We start from the raw sequence: 15656 nt of genomic DNA, 5'->3' as shown, positions 1-15656 counted from the left end.
GGGCCGTGCCGGACACTGGGGCCATGACGAACGCCGTGCCGCTGGAGCCCCGGGCCTCCTTCGACCGTTGGGGGCCCTACGCGCTGCTGGTCACCGGTGTCGTCGCGGCGATCATCTCCGCCCGCCTGGTCGGCATGGGCCGGTCCGAGGTCATCGCCTCGGCGGCACTCGTCGCCGCCGGTGCCGTCCTGCAGGTGTGGTGGGGGAGGGTGAAGCGGAGGCGACCGGGCCCGAGCCGGACCGGTGTGTGCCTCTACTTCCTGCGCTGGGCCCTCGGGTTCGTGCTGACCTGGCTCAACCCGTTCTTCGCCTTCTACGCCGTGACCGGCTACTACACGGCCCTCCGGGAGCTGCCCCGCCGACTGGTGATGCCCGGTCTGTTCCTGACCGCGATCACCATGGCCGGCAGCGAGGTGGGCGGCATGCCACTGCACGGGCTGGTCATCTGGCTCGGTTTCTTCCTCGTCCTCGCCGCCAACACCGGCCTGGTCGTGGTGTTCACCCGGTTCAACGAGCAGGAGGAGCAGCGCGCCCGCGTCCAGGCCGAGACCATCGCCGAACTGGGCCGCACCAACACCGCGTTGCAGCAGGCCCTCGACGAGAACGCCGCCCTGCACGCCCAACTCCTCGTCCAGGCACGGGAAGCCGGCGTGGCCGACGAACGCCGTCGGCTGGCCGCCGAGATCCACGACACGATCGCCCAGGGCCTGACCGGAATCATCGCCCAGCTCCAAGTCGTCGCCAACGCCCCCGACCTGACCATCGCCCGCACCCACCTCGGACGCGCCTCCGCCCTCGCCCGCCACAGCCTCGGCGAGGCCCGCCGGTCGGTGCACAACCTCGCCCCCGTCGCGCTGGCCGACGACGGTCTGCCGGAAGCGCTGAAGAAGACGGTCGCCGAATGGTCCGAACGGACGGGCGTACGCGCCGAGTTCACCGTCACGGGCACGGCCGAGCAGCTCCACGAGGAGCTCGCGGCGACCCTCCTCAGGATCGTCCAGGAGGCCCTGTCGAACGCCGCCCGGCACGCCCGGGCCACCCGCCTCGGTGTCACCCTCTCCTTCCTGGGCGACGAGGTCATCCTCGACATCCGCGACGACGGCCGCGGCTTCGACCCGGGCGCCCTACCCGAACGCACCCGCATCGGCGGCTTCGGCCTCGACGGCATGCGCGCCCGCGCCGAACGCATCGCCGGCACCCTCACGATCGAGGCCGAGCCGGGGCACGGCACGGCGGTCTCGGCTCGCGTACCGTTGGTCCGCGATGACCGATGACGCTGTGATCACCCTGCTGATCGTCGACGACCACCCCGTCGTACGGGACGGCCTGCGCGGCATGTTCGAGTCCGCGCCCGGATTCCGGGTCCTGGGCGAGGCGTCCGACGGCGTCGAGGCCGTGGAGCGGGCCGCCGCCCTCGACCCGGACGTGATCCTGATGGACCTGCGTATGCCGGGCGGCGGCGGAGTAGAGGCCATCGCCCGGCTGACCCGCCGCTCGGCCCGTGCGAAGGTGCTGGTCCTGACGACGTACGACACAGACTCGGACACCCTGCCCGCGATCGAGGCGGGCGCGACGGGCTATCTACTGAAGGACGCCCCGCGCGACGAACTCTTCACCGCCGTCCGCGCGGCGGCGGAAGGCCGTACGGTCCTGTCTCCCGCCGTCGCCTCCCGCCTGGTCTCCGCGGTCCGCAGCCCCCAGGCCCCCGGCAACGAGCCGCTCTCCGCGCGCGAGCGCGAAGTTCTGGCCCTGGTCGCCAAGGGGACGTCGAACCGTGAGATCGCCCGCGAACTGTTCATCAGTGAGGCGACCGTCAAGACCCATCTCACCCACCTGTACGCCAAGTTGGGCGTCAAGGACCGCGCGGCGGCGGTGGCGGTGGCGTACGACCGGGGGATCCTCGGCTGACTAAGTGGCCGGGTACGGCAGCAGCCCGTCGTCGATCTTCTCCCACGCCGCCTTCAGCTCGGCGAGCAACTCCGGCTTGTCCGGCGCGAGATCGGCCTGTTCGCGGTTGTCCGCGGCCAGGTCGTAGAGGTGATCGGCCCCGGCCGCGTCCTGGTAGTACTTCCAATCACCGCGCCTGAGCGCCCGGTTGGCCCGCACCCGCCAGAACAGCTCTCGCTCCGGCAGCTCCTCGCCCTTCAGCAGATAGCCCGCGAGGCTCGTGCCGTCCAGCGGATAGGCCGGGTCGGGCCGGGCGCCGGCCAGCTCCAGCAGGGTCGCGGTCCAGTCGGGGGAGAAGTTCGGCTCGTGGCTGACCTGGTTGCCGTCGAGCCGGTGCGGCCAGCGGACGATCGTCGGCACCCGGATACCGCCTTCCAGCAGCGAGGCCTTCTCACCGCTGAGCGGCCACAGGTACGACCAGCGCTCACCGCCGTTGTCGCTGGCGAACAGCACCAGCGTGTTCTCCTCCTGCCCGGACCGGCGCAGCGCGGTCAGCACCTCGCCGACGGCGGCGTCCAGGCTCTCGACCATCTGCGTGTACTTCTCCACCGAGCCGCCATCGTTGTGCAGGAGCGCGGCGGTGACCTCGGCCTGGCTCTTGGCGGCCCGGATCTTCGCGGCGATCCCGGCACCGGTCTCGGCGTCGTCCTCGCTGAGCCAAGGCCAGTGCGGGGTGGTGAAGTTGAGGTTGAGCAGCCACGGCTTGTCGTGCTTCCGGCCGACGTATTCCACGGCACGCTCGGTCAGGACCTCTGTGTAGTAGCGCAGGTCCTTGTAGGTCGCGTCCCCCTCGTAGAGGTCGTAGTCGCCGAGCTGGCCGAGCTTGGAGAAGTACTCCAGCACGCCCCCGTGGTTGCCGAAGAACTCGTCCCAACCCGACTTCGTGGGGCTGTAGTCCGGCAGCCAGCCGCAGTGCCACTTGCCGATCAGCGCGGTCGAGTAGCCCGCCTTCTTCAGCAGTGAGGCGAGCGTGGGGTGGTTCGGGTCCAGACCCTGGGTCCTGTTCGCGATGGGCTCGGCGAGCCCGCCCTTCGTACGGCCCGGATAGCGGCCGGTGTACAGGCTGAACCGGGTCGGCGAGCAGGTGGCGGACCCGGAGTACGCGTCGGTGAACCGCACCCCCTGGCGCGCCAGCCGGTCCAGGTTCGGCGTCCTGATGTGCGGTGCGCCGTACGAGGAGAGGTCGGCCCAGCCGAGGTCGTCACCCAGGATGACCAGGAGGTTGGGGCGCCGGGCGGACGTGGGGGAGGCGGTACGGGCCTGGAACGGGCGCTCGGCGGGGGCGGCTTCGGCGGTGGTGGCCTCGGCGGTGGTGGCCGTGCCGGCGACGGCGGTCACGGCACCGCCACCGACCAGTCCACCGAAAGCCCGACGGGATATTTCGGACATGGGGGTTCCTCGGAAGAAGTAAGGAAGAAGTCAGGGAAGAAAAAGGAGGGAGAGGGAGCGCGAGGAGCCTGCGGGCTCGGTCAGCGACAGATGGCGCTGGACTGCCGGCACAGGTCGACGTGGCGCCGCTCCACGAGCGCGACGAGCGCGCGCGGGTGATCAGCGGAGGGCCTCATGACCATGGACGCTGCCAGCGAGAAGCCCCGCGGGTCAAGCCACCGTCCATGGTGTGGACGCCGGGTTTCCTCGCCCCCGCCGCCCCTACCCGTCCCATCCCTGGGGGCTGCGCCCCCAGACCCCCCTAAAAGATTGCGCAGTTCCCCGCGCCCCTTTCAGGGGCGCGGGGAACTGCGCAATCTTTTGGACCAGCCCCCACACACCCGCAGTCGGCAAACTCCTTACCCGACCACCCGGAGCAGCAGCACAGCCCGCGCCGGCACCGTAACCGCCGCCCCCGCCCGGTGCACCACCCCTGGAGCCTCCCCCTGCTCCTCCCGAGACGTATCGACAACCACCTCGTACCGCTCGGCCCAAGGCATCCCCGGAAGAAGGAAACTCACCGGCCGATCCCCGCCGTGCAGCACGGCGAGGAAGCTGTCGTCCACTACGGGCACTCCACGGGCGTCCCGCCCAGGGATGTCCCGCCCGGACAGATACATGCCCAGCGTCGCGGCGGGCGCGTACCAGTCCCGCTCCGTCATCTCCGTGCCCCGGGCGGTGAACCACGCCAAGTCCCGCAAACCGTCGGCCGAATGGGCCCGCCCGGAGAAGAAGGCACGGCGCCGCAGCACCGGATGCTCATGCCGCAGGGCGATCAGCCGGGACGTCAGCTCGAACAGCGCCCGCCATCCGGGATCGTCGAGATTCGACCAGTCGACCCAGCTGATCTCGTTGTCCTGGCAGTACGCGTTGTTGTTGCCGCGCTGAGTCCGCCCGAACTCGTCCCCGGCCACCAGCATCGGCACCCCGGTGGACAGCAGCAGAGTCGTCAGCAGGTTCCTCAGCTGCCGGCGCCGCAGCCCCCGTACGCGCTCGTCGCCCGTCTCCCCCTCCGCCCCGCAGTTCCACGCCCGGTTGTCGTCGGAACCGTCCCGGTTCCCTTCCCCGTTCGCCTCGTTGTGCTTGCGCTCGTACGACACGAGATCCCGAAGCGTGAAACCGTCATGAGCGGTCACGAAATTCACCGAGGCGTACGGCCGGCGACCGCCCCAGGCGTAGAGGTCGCTCGACCCGGACAGCCGGTACCCCAGATCCCGTACGTCCGGCAGCGCGCCCCGCCAGAAGTCCCGCACGGCGTTCCGGTACCGGTCGTTCCACTCCGTCCACAGCGGGGGGAAGGACCCCACCTGATATCCCCCGGATCCCACGTCCCAGGGCTCCGCGATCAGCTTCACCCGCCGCAGCACCGGATCCTGGGCGATGACGGCGAGGAACGGCGACAGCATGTCGACGTCGTGCATGGAGCGGGCGAGCGCCGCGGCGAGATCGAAGCGGAAACCGTCCACCCCCATCTCCGTCACCCAATACCGCAGCGAGTCCGTGATCAGCCGCAGCACATGCGGCTGCACCACGTGCAAGGTGTTGCCGCACCCCGTGTAGTCCGCGTACCGGCGGGCATCGGACTGCAGCCGGTAGTAGCCCCGGTTGTCGATGCCGCGCAGCGACAGCATCGGTCCCAGCTCGCCCGCCTCCGCGGTGTGGTTGTAGACCACGTCGAGGATGACCTCGATCCCCGCGGCGTGCAGCGCGCGCACCATCCGCTTGAACTCGCCGACCTGCTGGCCGGTCGTGCCGGAGGCGGCGTATCCGGCGTGCGGCGCGAAGTAGCCGATCGAGTTGTAACCCCAGTAGTTCTTCAGGCCCCGCCGCAGCAGATGGTCCTCGTGCGCGAACTGGTGCACCGGCAGCAGCTCCACGGCGGTCACGCCGAGCTTCACCAGGTGCTCGATCGCGGCCGGGTGCGCCAGCCCGGCGTACGTCCCCCGCAACTCCTCCGGAATGCCGGGATGCAGGCGCGTGAAACCACGCACGTGCAGCTCATAGATCACCGAGTCCGCCCACGGGGTCTTCGGGCGGTGGTCGTCCGACCAGTCGTCGTCATCGTGGACGACGACCCCCTTGGGGACGTACGGCGCCGAGTCCCGGTCGTCGCGCACGGTGTCGGCGACCTGCTGCTGGGGCCAGTCCCGGACGTGCCCGTACACCTCGGGCGGCAGGCTGAAGTCACCGTCGACGGCACGGGCGTACGGGTCCAGGAGCAGCTTCGCCGGGTTCCAGCGGGCGCCGGTCCACGGGTCCCAGCGGCCGTGCACGCGGTAGCCGTAGCGGCGGCCGGGCAGTACGTCGGGGACGAAGCCGTGCCAGATCTCATGGGTGAGCTCGGTGAGCGGTACGCGGGTCTCGTGGATCTCACCGTCCCGCTCGTCGAAGAGACACAGGTCCACCGCTTCCGCGCCGCCCGCCCAGAGGGCGAAGTTGGTGCCCGCGACGCCGTCGGGGCCGACGCGGAAGCGCGATCCGAGCGGGGTCGGGGCGCCCGGCCACACGGACACGGCGGGCGCCGCCGGCTGCCGGGCCCCGGTGTCGTCGTGCGGCGCCCGGGCGCCGTTCAGCGCGGGAGCGGCCGACTGCGCGGGCAGCCCGCCGCCCGCGGCACGCCCCTCCTGGACTGCCTCCTGCTCGGGTGCGCTCGACACCGGTTCAGCCTCCCGCGGCTCATGGAACGACCCGAAAAAGGGGCATGCGGCGTCCCGGCCGCGGCTCCCCATCGCGTCGTCCTCCCCACTGTTCTGCCCAGAGCGTGCCTCGCACTCACGTTTCCCCAGAGGGGCACAGTCGTTGGGACCCACGTGAAGCACGTACAGACGCGCGCGCGGCGCGCAGGGGCCGCGCTGGCCGCCGTACTGACCTGGGCCGGCCTGCTGGCCGGAGCCGCCGGCTGCACCTCGGACCCGATCGACGAGGTGCTCGGCAAACCACAGTCGCCCGAGGACGTCATCCGCGTCTCGCCGGGCGACGCCAGCAAGGGCGTACGCCCCGACGAGCCGCTCAAGGTGCGGGTGCCCGATGGGAGGCTGGAATCCGTGAAGGTCGTCAAGTCCCAGGACGCGCAGGAGTCCCGGGTGCCTGGGCACATCACCGACGACGGCCTGACCTGGAAACCCGACGATCCGAGGCTCGCCCTGGCCGCCAAGTACACCGTCGACGTGGTGGCTCTCGACGAGCACGGGCGGCGCTCGGCACGGCACACGACGTTCACGACGGCCGTCCCCGGTGAGCGGTTCATCGGATACGTCACTCCGGAGAACCGGGCCACCGTCGGCACCGGAATGATCGTCTCGCTCGAATTCAACCGGGAGATCGAGAACCGGGCCGCCGTCGAACGCGCCATCCAGGTGACGGCGAAGCCCGCCGTCGAGATCCGACCGCACTGGTTCGGCAACGACCGGCTCGACTTCCGCCCGCGGAAGTACTGGAAGCCGGGGACGAAGGTCACGGTCGGGCTGCGGCTGCGCGACGTGGAGGCGGCACCGGGCGTGTACGGACTCCAGTCCAAGACCTTCTCGTTCACCGTCGGACGCAGCCAGGTCTCACTCGTCGACGCCGCCGAGCACACCATGGAGGTACGCCGCGACGGTGACCTTCTCGCCACGGTCCCGATCACGGCGGGCGCCCCCAAGAGGACGACGTACAACGGGAAAATGGTCGTCATGGAGATGCTGGAGATGACGCGGATGAACAGCCGCACGGTCGGCTTCGGCGGCGAGTACAACATTCCGGACGTTCCCCACGCGATGCGGCTCACCGACTCCGGGACCTTCCTGCACGGCAACTACTGGGCGCCGGACGCCTTCGGCAACACCAACGTCAGCCACGGCTGTGTGGGCCTGAGGGACGTGAAGGGCGGCAGTTCGGACACCCCGGCGGGCTGGTTCTTCGACCGCAGTCTCATCGGGGACGTCATCGAGGTCGTCAACAGCAAGGACAAAGAGGTCGCTCCCGACAACGGGCTCGGCGGGTGGAACATGCGCTGGAAGGAGTGGAAAGCGGGTGGCGCGGTGAAGTAGCCCGATATAGGGGTACGCGCACGACGCGCTCCAGTGGCACCCCGTTCGGCCGAAGTTGGGACTGAACAGTGACATTCCCGGGGAGCCATCGCTCCAGGTCGTGTGATTAATTAGCGCGATACGCGCGTGGGACGCGCTGGAGTGCGGGCCTGATCAGGCCGTGCGAGGGGAGAACCATTTTGAACGGGCGACCGATATCGGGGGCGTCGGTTGGCGCGCGGACACACAAGGGCAAGGGAATCCTGGCACTCCTGCTGGGCGTCCTGCTGCTCGCCGTGACCGCCTGCGGCGGGGGAGGGGACTCGGACACCGGGTCCGGGGACGGCAAGGGCAAGAGTGCCGGCAGTTCCAGTACGGCGGACACCAAGGCCTCGCAGGCCGTGGTGACCATCGCCCCCAAGGACGGCGCCGCCGATGTGAAGACCAGCGGCGCCCTCAAGGTGTCCGCCGCCAAGGGCAAGCTGACCGAGGTCAAGGTCGAGGACACCAAGGGCAACGCGGTCGAGGGCAAGATCGCCGGCGACGGCGCCAGCTGGACGCCCTCGACCCACCTCGCCTCGGCCACCAAGTACAAGGTCCACGCGGTGGCCAAGGACTCCGACGGCCGTGAGGCGGCCGAGGAGTCGGCGTTCACCACCCTCACCCCCAAGAACACCTTCGTCGGCATCTACACGCCCGAGGACGGTTCCAAGGTCGGCGTGGGAATGCCCTTCTCGGTCCACTTCACGCGGGGCATCACGCACCCCGACGAGGTCGAGAAGGCCATCAAGTTCAAGACCGAGCCGGCGGTCGACGTCCAGGGCCACTGGTTCGGCAACGACCGCCTCGACTTCCGTCCCGAGCAGTACTGGGCGGCCGGTACGAAGGTCACCGTCACCCTCGACCTCGACGGCGTCGAGGGCCGGCCAGGCGTCTACGGCAAGCAGGCCAAGACCGTGAGCTTCACGATCGGCCGCAGCCAGGTCACCACCGTCGACGCCAAGAAGCACACGATGGTCGTCAAGCGCGACGGCAAGGTCCTCAAGACCATCCCGATCACCACGGGCAAGCCGGGCTACGACACCTGGAACGGCCAGATGGTCATCAGCGAGCGCCTCAAGGTGACCCGCATGAACGGCGAGACGGTCGGCTACGGCGGCGAGTACGACATCAAGGACGTGCCGCACGCCCAGCGCCTGACCAACTCGGGCACCTTCATCCACGGCAACTACTGGGGCGGCGGCGCCTTCGGCAACTACAACGCCAGTCACGGCTGCATCGGCGTACGCGATGTGCGCGGCGGCTACGACAGCGATGTGCCGGCGGCCTGGTTCTACGACAACTCGATCATCGGTGACGTGGTGATCGTGAAGAACTCCAACGACAAGACGGTCGCCCCGGACAACGGCCTCAACGGCTGGAACATGTCCTGGGACAAGTGGATCGCCTAGATCCTCCCGCTTGCCCGGTACGGAATCTGATGCGGGAACGGGCCCGGTGTGCTGCTGTGACTGAGCACACCGGGCCCGTTCCCGTTAACGCGCACTAACCTGCTGCCATGACTGTGCATCTCGAAGTGGCCGAAGGTGTGGGCACCATCCGTCTGGACCGCCCGCCCATGAACGCGCTGGACGTCGCCACCCAGGACCGGCTCAAGGAGCTCGCCGAGGAGGCCACCGGCCGGGCGGACGTCCGCGCGGTGGTGCTGTACGGCGGGGAGAAGGTGTTCGCGGCGGGCGCGGACATCAAGGAGATGCAGGCGATGGACCACGCCGCGATGGTCGTACGGTCCCGGGCCCTGCAGGACTCCTTCACCGCCGTAGCCCGTATCCCCAAGCCGGTCGTCGCCGCCGTCACCGGCTACGCGCTCGGCGGGGGCTGCGAGTTGGCGCTGTGCGCCGACTTCCGCATCGCCGCGGAGAACGCCAAGCTGGGCCAGCCGGAGATCCTGCTCGGCGTGATCCCCGGCGCCGGCGGCACCCAGCGCCTGTCCCGTCTGATCGGCCCCTCCAAGGCCAAGGACCTCATCTTCACCGGCCGCATGGTCAAGGCCGACGAGGCCCTGTCGCTCGGTCTGGTGGACCGGGTCGTCCCGGCCGACGAGGTCTACACCGCCGCGCACGCCTGGGCCGCGAAGCTCGCGCAGGGCCCGGCGATCGCGCTGCGCGCGGCGAAGGAGTCGATCGACGCGGGTCTGGAGACGGACCTCGAGACCGGACTCGCCATCGAACGCAACTGGTTCGCGGGCCTGTTCGCGACGGAGGACCGTGAGCGGGGGATGCGGAGCTTCGTGGAGGAGGGCCCGGGGAAGGCGAAGTTCCTCTGAGCCGCGAGCGGTTCCGCTGAGCCGAAAGTCACTCTCCAAGTTCCGCTGATCCACTTGTAGTTGACGCGATGTCTTACCCGGCGTCCCCCGAAGGGGCGGTTTATGTAAGCCTTAAGGCAACCTTAAGCCTGCCCTGTGGGGGGCGTCCGGTGATTGCCGTCAACTGAGTAATACGGCCAGGTCAGACGGGCTGTCCATGCCGCCGAACTGCCCGTGGCATATGTCAACTGGATGGTGCGGAATGGGGCGTTCCGGGGGGCGTATTCCTTCGGAACGGCCCCGCGGAGCGCTCTGGACGGCCATGATGGGGGCATGGCGGGGCTGGAGGGTATCGAACAGCCGCGGCGGCACGGGAGTGCGACCGCGGCGCGCTGGACGCCTGCGGTCGAGGACGAACGGGCGCTCCAGGCGCTGGAGTTGTTCGGCAATCCGACAGAGGCGGAGGTGCCGTTGCCGTCCCGCCCGGAGTCCGCGGCCACCGCGCGGCGGCTCACGCAGGTCGTGGTTCTGCGTCACTGGGGTCTGTCGCCGAAGATGACGGAGGACGCGGTCTTACTCGTCTCGGAGCTCGTCGGCAACGCCGTGCGCCACACCGGCGCCCGTGTCTTCGGACTCCGTATGCGCCGCCGCCGGGGCTGGATCCGGATCGAGGTCCGCGACCCCTCGCGGGGTCTCCCCTGTCTGATGCCGGTCCAGGAACTCGACCTGAGCGGCCGAGGCCTCTTCCTCGTGGACAAACTCTCCGACCGCTGGGGTGTGGATCTGCTGCCCCGAGGCAAGACCACCTGGTTCGAAATGAGAGTGGCCGACCGCTGACTTCACCCTCTCCACCCCCGTACACGCGGAAACCCCGGCCGCTGAGCAGCCGGGGCTCCTGAGGCACCGTGGAACGAATTGGGGTGTGAACCACGGCACCGGCGACAACCATGGCCCGGGTCAATGGGTGGAGGTCGCACCGCTGACTATCGCAGACGCGGGTGATTGATCCAAAAGTGGCCCTCTGGGCGCGACCAGGATGTTCCTCGCCCCCGCCGCCCCTACCCGTCCCATCCCGTTCCTGGGGGCTCCGCCCCCAGACCCCCAAAAGATTGCGCCGTTCCACGCGCCCCTGAAATGACCGGGTGGTTCGTCGGCTGCGGGCCGGTGGGGGCTGGTCGCGCAGTTCCCCGCGCCCCTAAAAACACCCCCCGGAACCGTTCGACGCACGGCACCGCCCAGCCCCAGCCGACACACACACCCGCACCCGACGACGCACGACGGCCCCACCCACCCTCACCCGGCAGGTACGGCGGCGCGGTCGGCGACGTGCGGAAGGGGCCGTGCCGGTACGTCCAGCCCGTCGCATACGGGGTTATGGGCAAGTTCATGCTGTGGCAGCAAGCAGTAATGCCCACCGGCGACGGGCTGGACGTACCGGCGCGGCCCCGACCCCCAACGACGAACCGCACCGCCGACCCACCCCCCGATCGGCCCAATCGCCACTTTTAGGGTCAACTCACCCTTAAATAGTGCGGGTGACCACGTCTGAAGAACGCGTCGCACGCCCGGCACCAGACCGCCGCGCGGCGCTGCGCTCGGGGATCGCGCTCGCCGCGGGGACGCTCGCCGCCGGCTGCTCCGCGGCAGGCGCCGTCGCGCACCCGGTACCCCCCAGCGCCCCCGCACCCCCCGCCACAGGTACCACGTCCACGTCCCCGTCCCCGTCCCCCCGCACCACACCCCCCGCTCCCACCCCCCGCCGCTTCCCGGCCCAGCCCGCCGTGATCGCCCACGGCCCCCGCACCCGCCCCCAAGCAGCCCTCACCTTCCACGGCCAGGGCGACCCCGCCATCGCCAAGGCACTCCTCGGCGAGGCCGAGAAGAGCGGCGCCCGAGTCACCGTGCTCGCCGTCGGCAGCTGGCTCGACGAGCACCCCGACATCGCCCGCCGCATCCTCGACGGCGGCCACGACCTCGGCAACCACACCCTGCGCCACCTCGACATCAACGCGATGTCCGAGGCGGACGCGGTCGCGGAGATCCAGGGCTGCGCGGACCGCCTCAAACGGCTCACCGGCTCGATCGGCACCTGGTTCCGGCCGTCCCGCACACCCCGCGCCTCACTCCTGGTCGAACGGCTCGCCCGCGACGCGGGCTACCCGCACACGCTCTCCTACGACGTCGACTCGCTCGACTTCACCTCGCCGGGAGCCGCCGCCGTCACCCGCAACATCATGGGAGAAATCCGCGCCGGATCGATCGTGAGCCTGCACTTCGGGTACGCGGACACGGTCGCCGCACTGCCCGCCGTCCTGGAAGAACTCGACCGCCGCGGCCTGCGCGCGGTCACCACCACGGAGCTGCTGAGCTGATGCAGATGCACCACACCCCCCTCAGGCACGCACTGATCGCCGGCGCCGCCCTCGCCGCCCTCGCCGCGCTCCCGGGCTGCGGCGGCGGGCCCAAGGACCACGCGAACGGGGCCCTCGGCACCAAGCCCGCCGCCGTCCAGCCCGCCCCGCCGAAGACGAAGACGAAGCCGAAGCCGAAGACGGTCCAGGGCCTGCCCGGCATGCCCGCCGTGCTCGACCCGACGGACGTCTACGCCGCCGACCGCCCGAACAGGCTCTCCCCGGTGGTCAAGGACTTCCCCTCCCGCGTCTACGTCCCCAACTCCGAGTCCAACACGGTCTCGGTCATCGACCCGAAGACGTACGAGGTCATCGAGACGATCCCGGTCGGCGCCCAGCCCCAACACGTCGTCCCCTCCTGGGACATGAAGACGCTGTGGGTCAACAACGACAAGGGCAACACCCTCACCCCCATCGACCCGAAGACCGGCAGGGCGGGCCGAACGGTCGAGGTGCACGACCCGTACAACCTCTATTTCACGCCCAACGGCAAGTACGCCATCGTGATGGCCTCCCTCGACCGCGAACTGGTCTTCCGTGACGCGCACACGATGAAGCGCGTCAAGACGGAACCGGTCAGCTGCTACGGCGTCAATCACGCCGACTTCTCCCTCGACGGCCGCTACTTCATCGTCTCCTGCGAGTTCAGCGGCGAACTGCTGAAGGTCGACACCGAGAAGATGAAGGTGATCGGCCGGCAGAAGCTCCCGTTGGACGGCGCGATGCCGCAGGACGTGAAGATCTCCCCGGACGGCAAGAAGTTCTACATCGCCGACATGATGGCCAACGGCATGTGGGTCCTGGACGGCGACAAGTTCACCACACCGACCCTGCTCCCCACCGGCAAGGGCTGCCACGGCCTGTATGTCAGCCGCGACTCGCGCGAGATGTACATCTCCAACCGCGGCGAAGGCACGATCTCCATCTTCGACTTCACCCGGAACAGGCTCACCAAGAAGTGGCACCTGCCCGACGGCGGCAGCCCCGACATGGGCGGCGTCTCCGCCGACGGCAAGGTGCTGTGGCTCTCCGGCCGCTACGACGCCGAGGTGTACGCCATCGACACCCGCACCGGCGTCCAGCTCGCCCGCATTCCGGTCGGCAACGGCCCGCACGGCCTCGCGGTGTACCCGCAGCCGGGCCGCTACTCGCTCGGCCACACGGGCATCTTCCGCTAGAAGCCCTGTCGGGCAACCCCGGTTGACGGACACGCCGCCGTACGGGTGATGATCCACGACCCGCCGCCGTGGAACCGAGATCGTGCTCCCCATGATCACAACTCGCCTGCGGCGGCGGGCCGCTGCCGCCGTCATCTCCCTCGCGGCCGTCTTCGCGACGTCCGCCGCGACCCCCGCCTCGCCCGCCACGGGGACGGCCACCCAGGCCGTCAAGGGCACCAAGGCAGCCGCCGCGCCTGCCTGTCCCCAGTTCGCCGACCCGGTCCAGGCCGCCGCCGACCGCCGCGTGGACGTCGACCGCATCACCCCCGACCCGGTCTGGCGCAAGACCTGCGGCACGCTCTACCGCAGCGACAGCCGTGGCCCGGCGACCGTCTTCGAGCAGGGCTTCTACCCGAAGGACGTCGTCAACGGGCAGTACGACATCGAGCAGTACGTCCTGGTCAACCAGCCCTCGCCGTACGTGTCGACGACGTACGACCACGACCTGTACAAGACCTGGTACAAGTCCGGCTTCAACTACTACATCGACGCGCCCGGCGGCGTGGACGTCAACCAGACCATCGGTGATACCCACAAGTGGGCCGACCAGGTCGAGGTCGCCTTCCCCGGCGGCATCGCGCGCCAGTACATCATCGGCGTCTGCCCGGTCGACAAGAAGACCAAGACCGAGATCATGAGCGACTGCGAGAGCAACCCGAACTACGCGCCCTGGCACTGACGCTTCACCACGCGCGCCGAACCCTCAGCGCGCGATGAGCAGCGCCTCCGCCCCGACGGGACGGTAACCGGCCGCCTGGAACGCCCGCAGACTGCGGGCGTTCCCCGGCGACACCTGCGCCCAGACGGGCTCGTCGGCCAGCTGCCGTGCCGCCGACGCGAGTGCCCGCCCCAGCCCCCGATGCCGTACGCCTTCCGCCACCTCGACCGCGACCTCCAGACGCCCCGCGATCCCGCGCCCCAGGACGAGGACCCCGCCGTCCGCGGCCCACACCCGTACGTCGTCGCGCCGCTTGCGGGAGCCGGCGACCCGGGGATGGCCGGGGTCGCCGATCTCGCTCAGGGCCAACGGGGGTTCGCCCGGGAGCGGGGCGGCGACGTTCATCAGGTCGATGGTGTCGTTCGATCGCCCGGTGCGCTCCATGAGCGCGGTGAGGAACCGTGGGTTCATGGTCGCGGCGAGCGTGTCGCAGTCCATGGCGGCCAGCGTCTCGCGTACCCACCCCTCGTCCTCGTCGGTGAAGACGACGGAGTGCGCCGTGAAGGACAGGACACCGGCGTCGCGGGGGGAGTGCTGGCGTACGACGGTGGTGCGGCCGTCGGGCGGAGGAAAGACACCCCGGGCCGCCGCGTCCACAATGTCCCGCAGGGTGTCAGCCATGACCGTCACCGTTTCCCGCCGCTTGAGTCTCCACCCACTGGAAGGCCCAGACTCGCAGACATGATCGAAGACGGCACCGGACTTTTCACCATCGGCGAGCTGTCCCGCAGCACCGGGCTGTCCGTCCGTACCATCCGGTACTGGTCGGACGAGGGGGCCCTGCCCCCGGTGACCCGCTCCTCGGGCGGCTACCGCCTGTACGACGCCGCGTCCGTCGCCCGCCTGGAGCTGATCCGTACCCTGCGCGAACTGGGCCTGGGCCTGGACGACGTACGCAAGGTGCTGGCGGGCGAGACGACGGTCGCGGAGGTCGCGGCGACGCATGTGGCGGCGCTGGACGCGCAGATCCGCTCGTTGCAGGTGACCCGTGCGGTGCTGTCGACCGTGGCGCGACGCGGCTCGACCGCGGAGGAGATGACCCTGATGAACAAACTGGCGCGGCTGTCGGCCGCGGAGCGGAAGCGGATCGTCGACGACTTCATGGAGGAGACCTTCGCGGGCCTCGACACCGCGGATCCCGACATCCGCACCCGGCTGCGGTTCGGCCTCACCGCCGAGCTGCCCGAGGACCCCACGCCCGAGCAGGTGGACGCCTGGGTGGAACTGGCGGAGTTCTTGCAGGACCGGGGCTTTCGCGCGCGGATGCGCAACATGATCGAGTTCAACGCGGCCGACCGGGGGCCCGAGGTGCCCGCCGGTACGTCCCTGTGGTTCATGAGCCGTCTCGTGCAGCTCGCCGGCGAGGCGCTGGAGCAGGGCGTCGCACCCGAGTCGCCCGAGGCCGAGGAGGTGCTGGCCGGGATCCTGGGGAACGCCGACCGGGCCGCCGTACTGGAGCGCATGGAGTCCGCGGCACACAGCGAAATGGCCCGCTTCCGGGAGCTGAACGCCCTGGTCCGCGGCATGGACCCGCTGTCGGCGCACCGTGCGGAGTTCGCCTGGGTGGTCGCCGCACTGCGGGCTCGGTCGGCCAGTTAATCTGACCCCCGTACACAAGGC

Annotated in this window: 14 protein-coding genes; 10 read left to right on the top strand and 4 right to left on the bottom strand. The window is 69.9% G+C overall.

All coding sequences use genetic code 11. The annotated features are described in order from the left end of the window. Positions 1–23 precede the first annotated feature (23 nt). Together OIC96_RS14610 and OIC96_RS14605 are read left to right on the top strand one after the other, a co-directional pair. A complete protein-coding gene (locus OIC96_RS14610; RefSeq protein ID WP_330307418.1) occupies positions 24–1274 on the top strand; it encodes a sensor histidine kinase in 1251 nt (416 codons plus the stop codon). After that, positions 1264–1908 carry a response regulator transcription factor gene (locus OIC96_RS14605; protein ID WP_330307419.1) on the top strand — a complete coding sequence of 215 codons (645 nt, stop codon included), beginning with the start codon at positions 1264–1266 and terminating at the stop codon, positions 1906–1908. Before OIC96_RS14610 ends, OIC96_RS14605 begins: the two co-directional genes overlap by 11 nt. On the opposite strand, the gene OIC96_RS14600 is transcribed toward OIC96_RS14605, so the two are convergent. From OIC96_RS14600 to glgX, 3 genes are all read right to left on the bottom strand, one after another. After that, entirely contained in the window at positions 1909–3336 is a 1428-nt protein-coding gene (locus tag OIC96_RS14600; RefSeq protein ID WP_330307420.1) for a sulfatase family protein, read from the bottom strand. 80 nt (positions 3337–3416) lie between these two features. Beyond that, positions 3417–3512 (bottom strand): putative leader peptide, encoded by a 96-nt coding sequence (locus tag OIC96_RS49885; RefSeq protein ID WP_326771367.1) that lies wholly within the window; start codon positions 3510–3512, stop codon positions 3417–3419. A gap of 222 nt (positions 3513–3734) precedes the next feature. After that, positions 3735–6032 (bottom strand): glycogen debranching protein GlgX, encoded by a 2298-nt coding sequence (gene glgX / locus OIC96_RS14595; protein WP_330307421.1) that lies wholly within the window; start codon positions 6030–6032, stop codon positions 3735–3737. A 153-nt stretch (positions 6033–6185) separates the two neighbouring features. Here glgX and OIC96_RS14590 point away from each other — a divergent pair, with 153 nt between their 5' ends. The 7 genes from OIC96_RS14590 (at position 6186) to OIC96_RS14560 (ending at position 13997) form a co-directional block, all read left to right on the top strand. After that, on the top strand, positions 6186–7403 hold the full coding sequence (locus OIC96_RS14590) for a L,D-transpeptidase (protein ID WP_330307422.1): 1218 nt from the start codon (positions 6186–6188) through the stop codon (positions 7401–7403). A gap of 179 nt (positions 7404–7582) precedes the next feature. Then, positions 7583–8833, top strand: coding sequence for a L,D-transpeptidase (locus OIC96_RS14585; protein ID WP_330307423.1), 1251 nt, complete (start codon positions 7583–7585; stop codon positions 8831–8833). 107 nt (positions 8834–8940) lie between these two features. Continuing rightward, positions 8941–9708 (top strand): enoyl-CoA hydratase/isomerase family protein, encoded by a 768-nt coding sequence (locus OIC96_RS14580; RefSeq protein WP_330307424.1) that lies wholly within the window; start codon positions 8941–8943, stop codon positions 9706–9708. Between the two features lie 231 nt (positions 9709–9939). Beyond that, the gene (locus OIC96_RS14575) at positions 9940–10524 is read left to right on the top strand and encodes an ATP-binding protein (RefSeq protein WP_330307425.1); all 585 of its coding nucleotides are present in this window, start codon (positions 9940–9942) and stop codon (positions 10522–10524) included. Between the two features lie 689 nt (positions 10525–11213). Next, positions 11214–12059, top strand: a complete 846-nt coding sequence (locus tag OIC96_RS14570) for a polysaccharide deacetylase family protein (RefSeq protein WP_406502285.1) — start codon at positions 11214–11216, stop codon at positions 12057–12059. A gap of 5 nt (positions 12060–12064) precedes the next feature. Further along, entirely contained in the window at positions 12065–13276 is a 1212-nt protein-coding gene (locus OIC96_RS14565; protein ID WP_330310294.1) for a YVTN family beta-propeller repeat protein, read from the top strand. Positions 13277–13367: 91 nt separating this feature from the next. After that, positions 13368–13997: an ADP-ribosyltransferase gene (locus OIC96_RS14560; RefSeq protein WP_330307427.1), complete on the top strand. Its 630-nt coding sequence runs from the start codon at positions 13368–13370 to the stop codon at positions 13995–13997. Between the two features lie 24 nt (positions 13998–14021). Here OIC96_RS14560 and OIC96_RS14555 read toward each other — a convergent pair whose 3' ends face one another. Continuing rightward, entirely contained in the window at positions 14022–14657 is a 636-nt protein-coding gene (locus OIC96_RS14555; RefSeq protein WP_330307428.1) for a GNAT family N-acetyltransferase, read from the bottom strand. 60 nt (positions 14658–14717) lie between these two features. Between OIC96_RS14555 and OIC96_RS14550 the strand changes: the two genes are divergently transcribed. Then, the gene (locus tag OIC96_RS14550) at positions 14718–15635 is read left to right on the top strand and encodes a helix-turn-helix domain-containing protein (protein WP_330307429.1); all 918 of its coding nucleotides are present in this window, start codon (positions 14718–14720) and stop codon (positions 15633–15635) included. The last annotated feature ends 21 nt before the right edge of the window (positions 15636–15656 follow it).

Origin of the sequence: Streptomyces sp. NBC_00775 (assembly GCF_036347135.1) — a bacterium.
Lineage (GTDB): Bacteria > Actinomycetota > Actinomycetes > Streptomycetales > Streptomycetaceae > Streptomyces > Streptomyces lutosisoli.
Note: the sequence above shows the minus strand (reverse complement) of the source record. Positions and strands in the feature narration are given on the sequence as shown.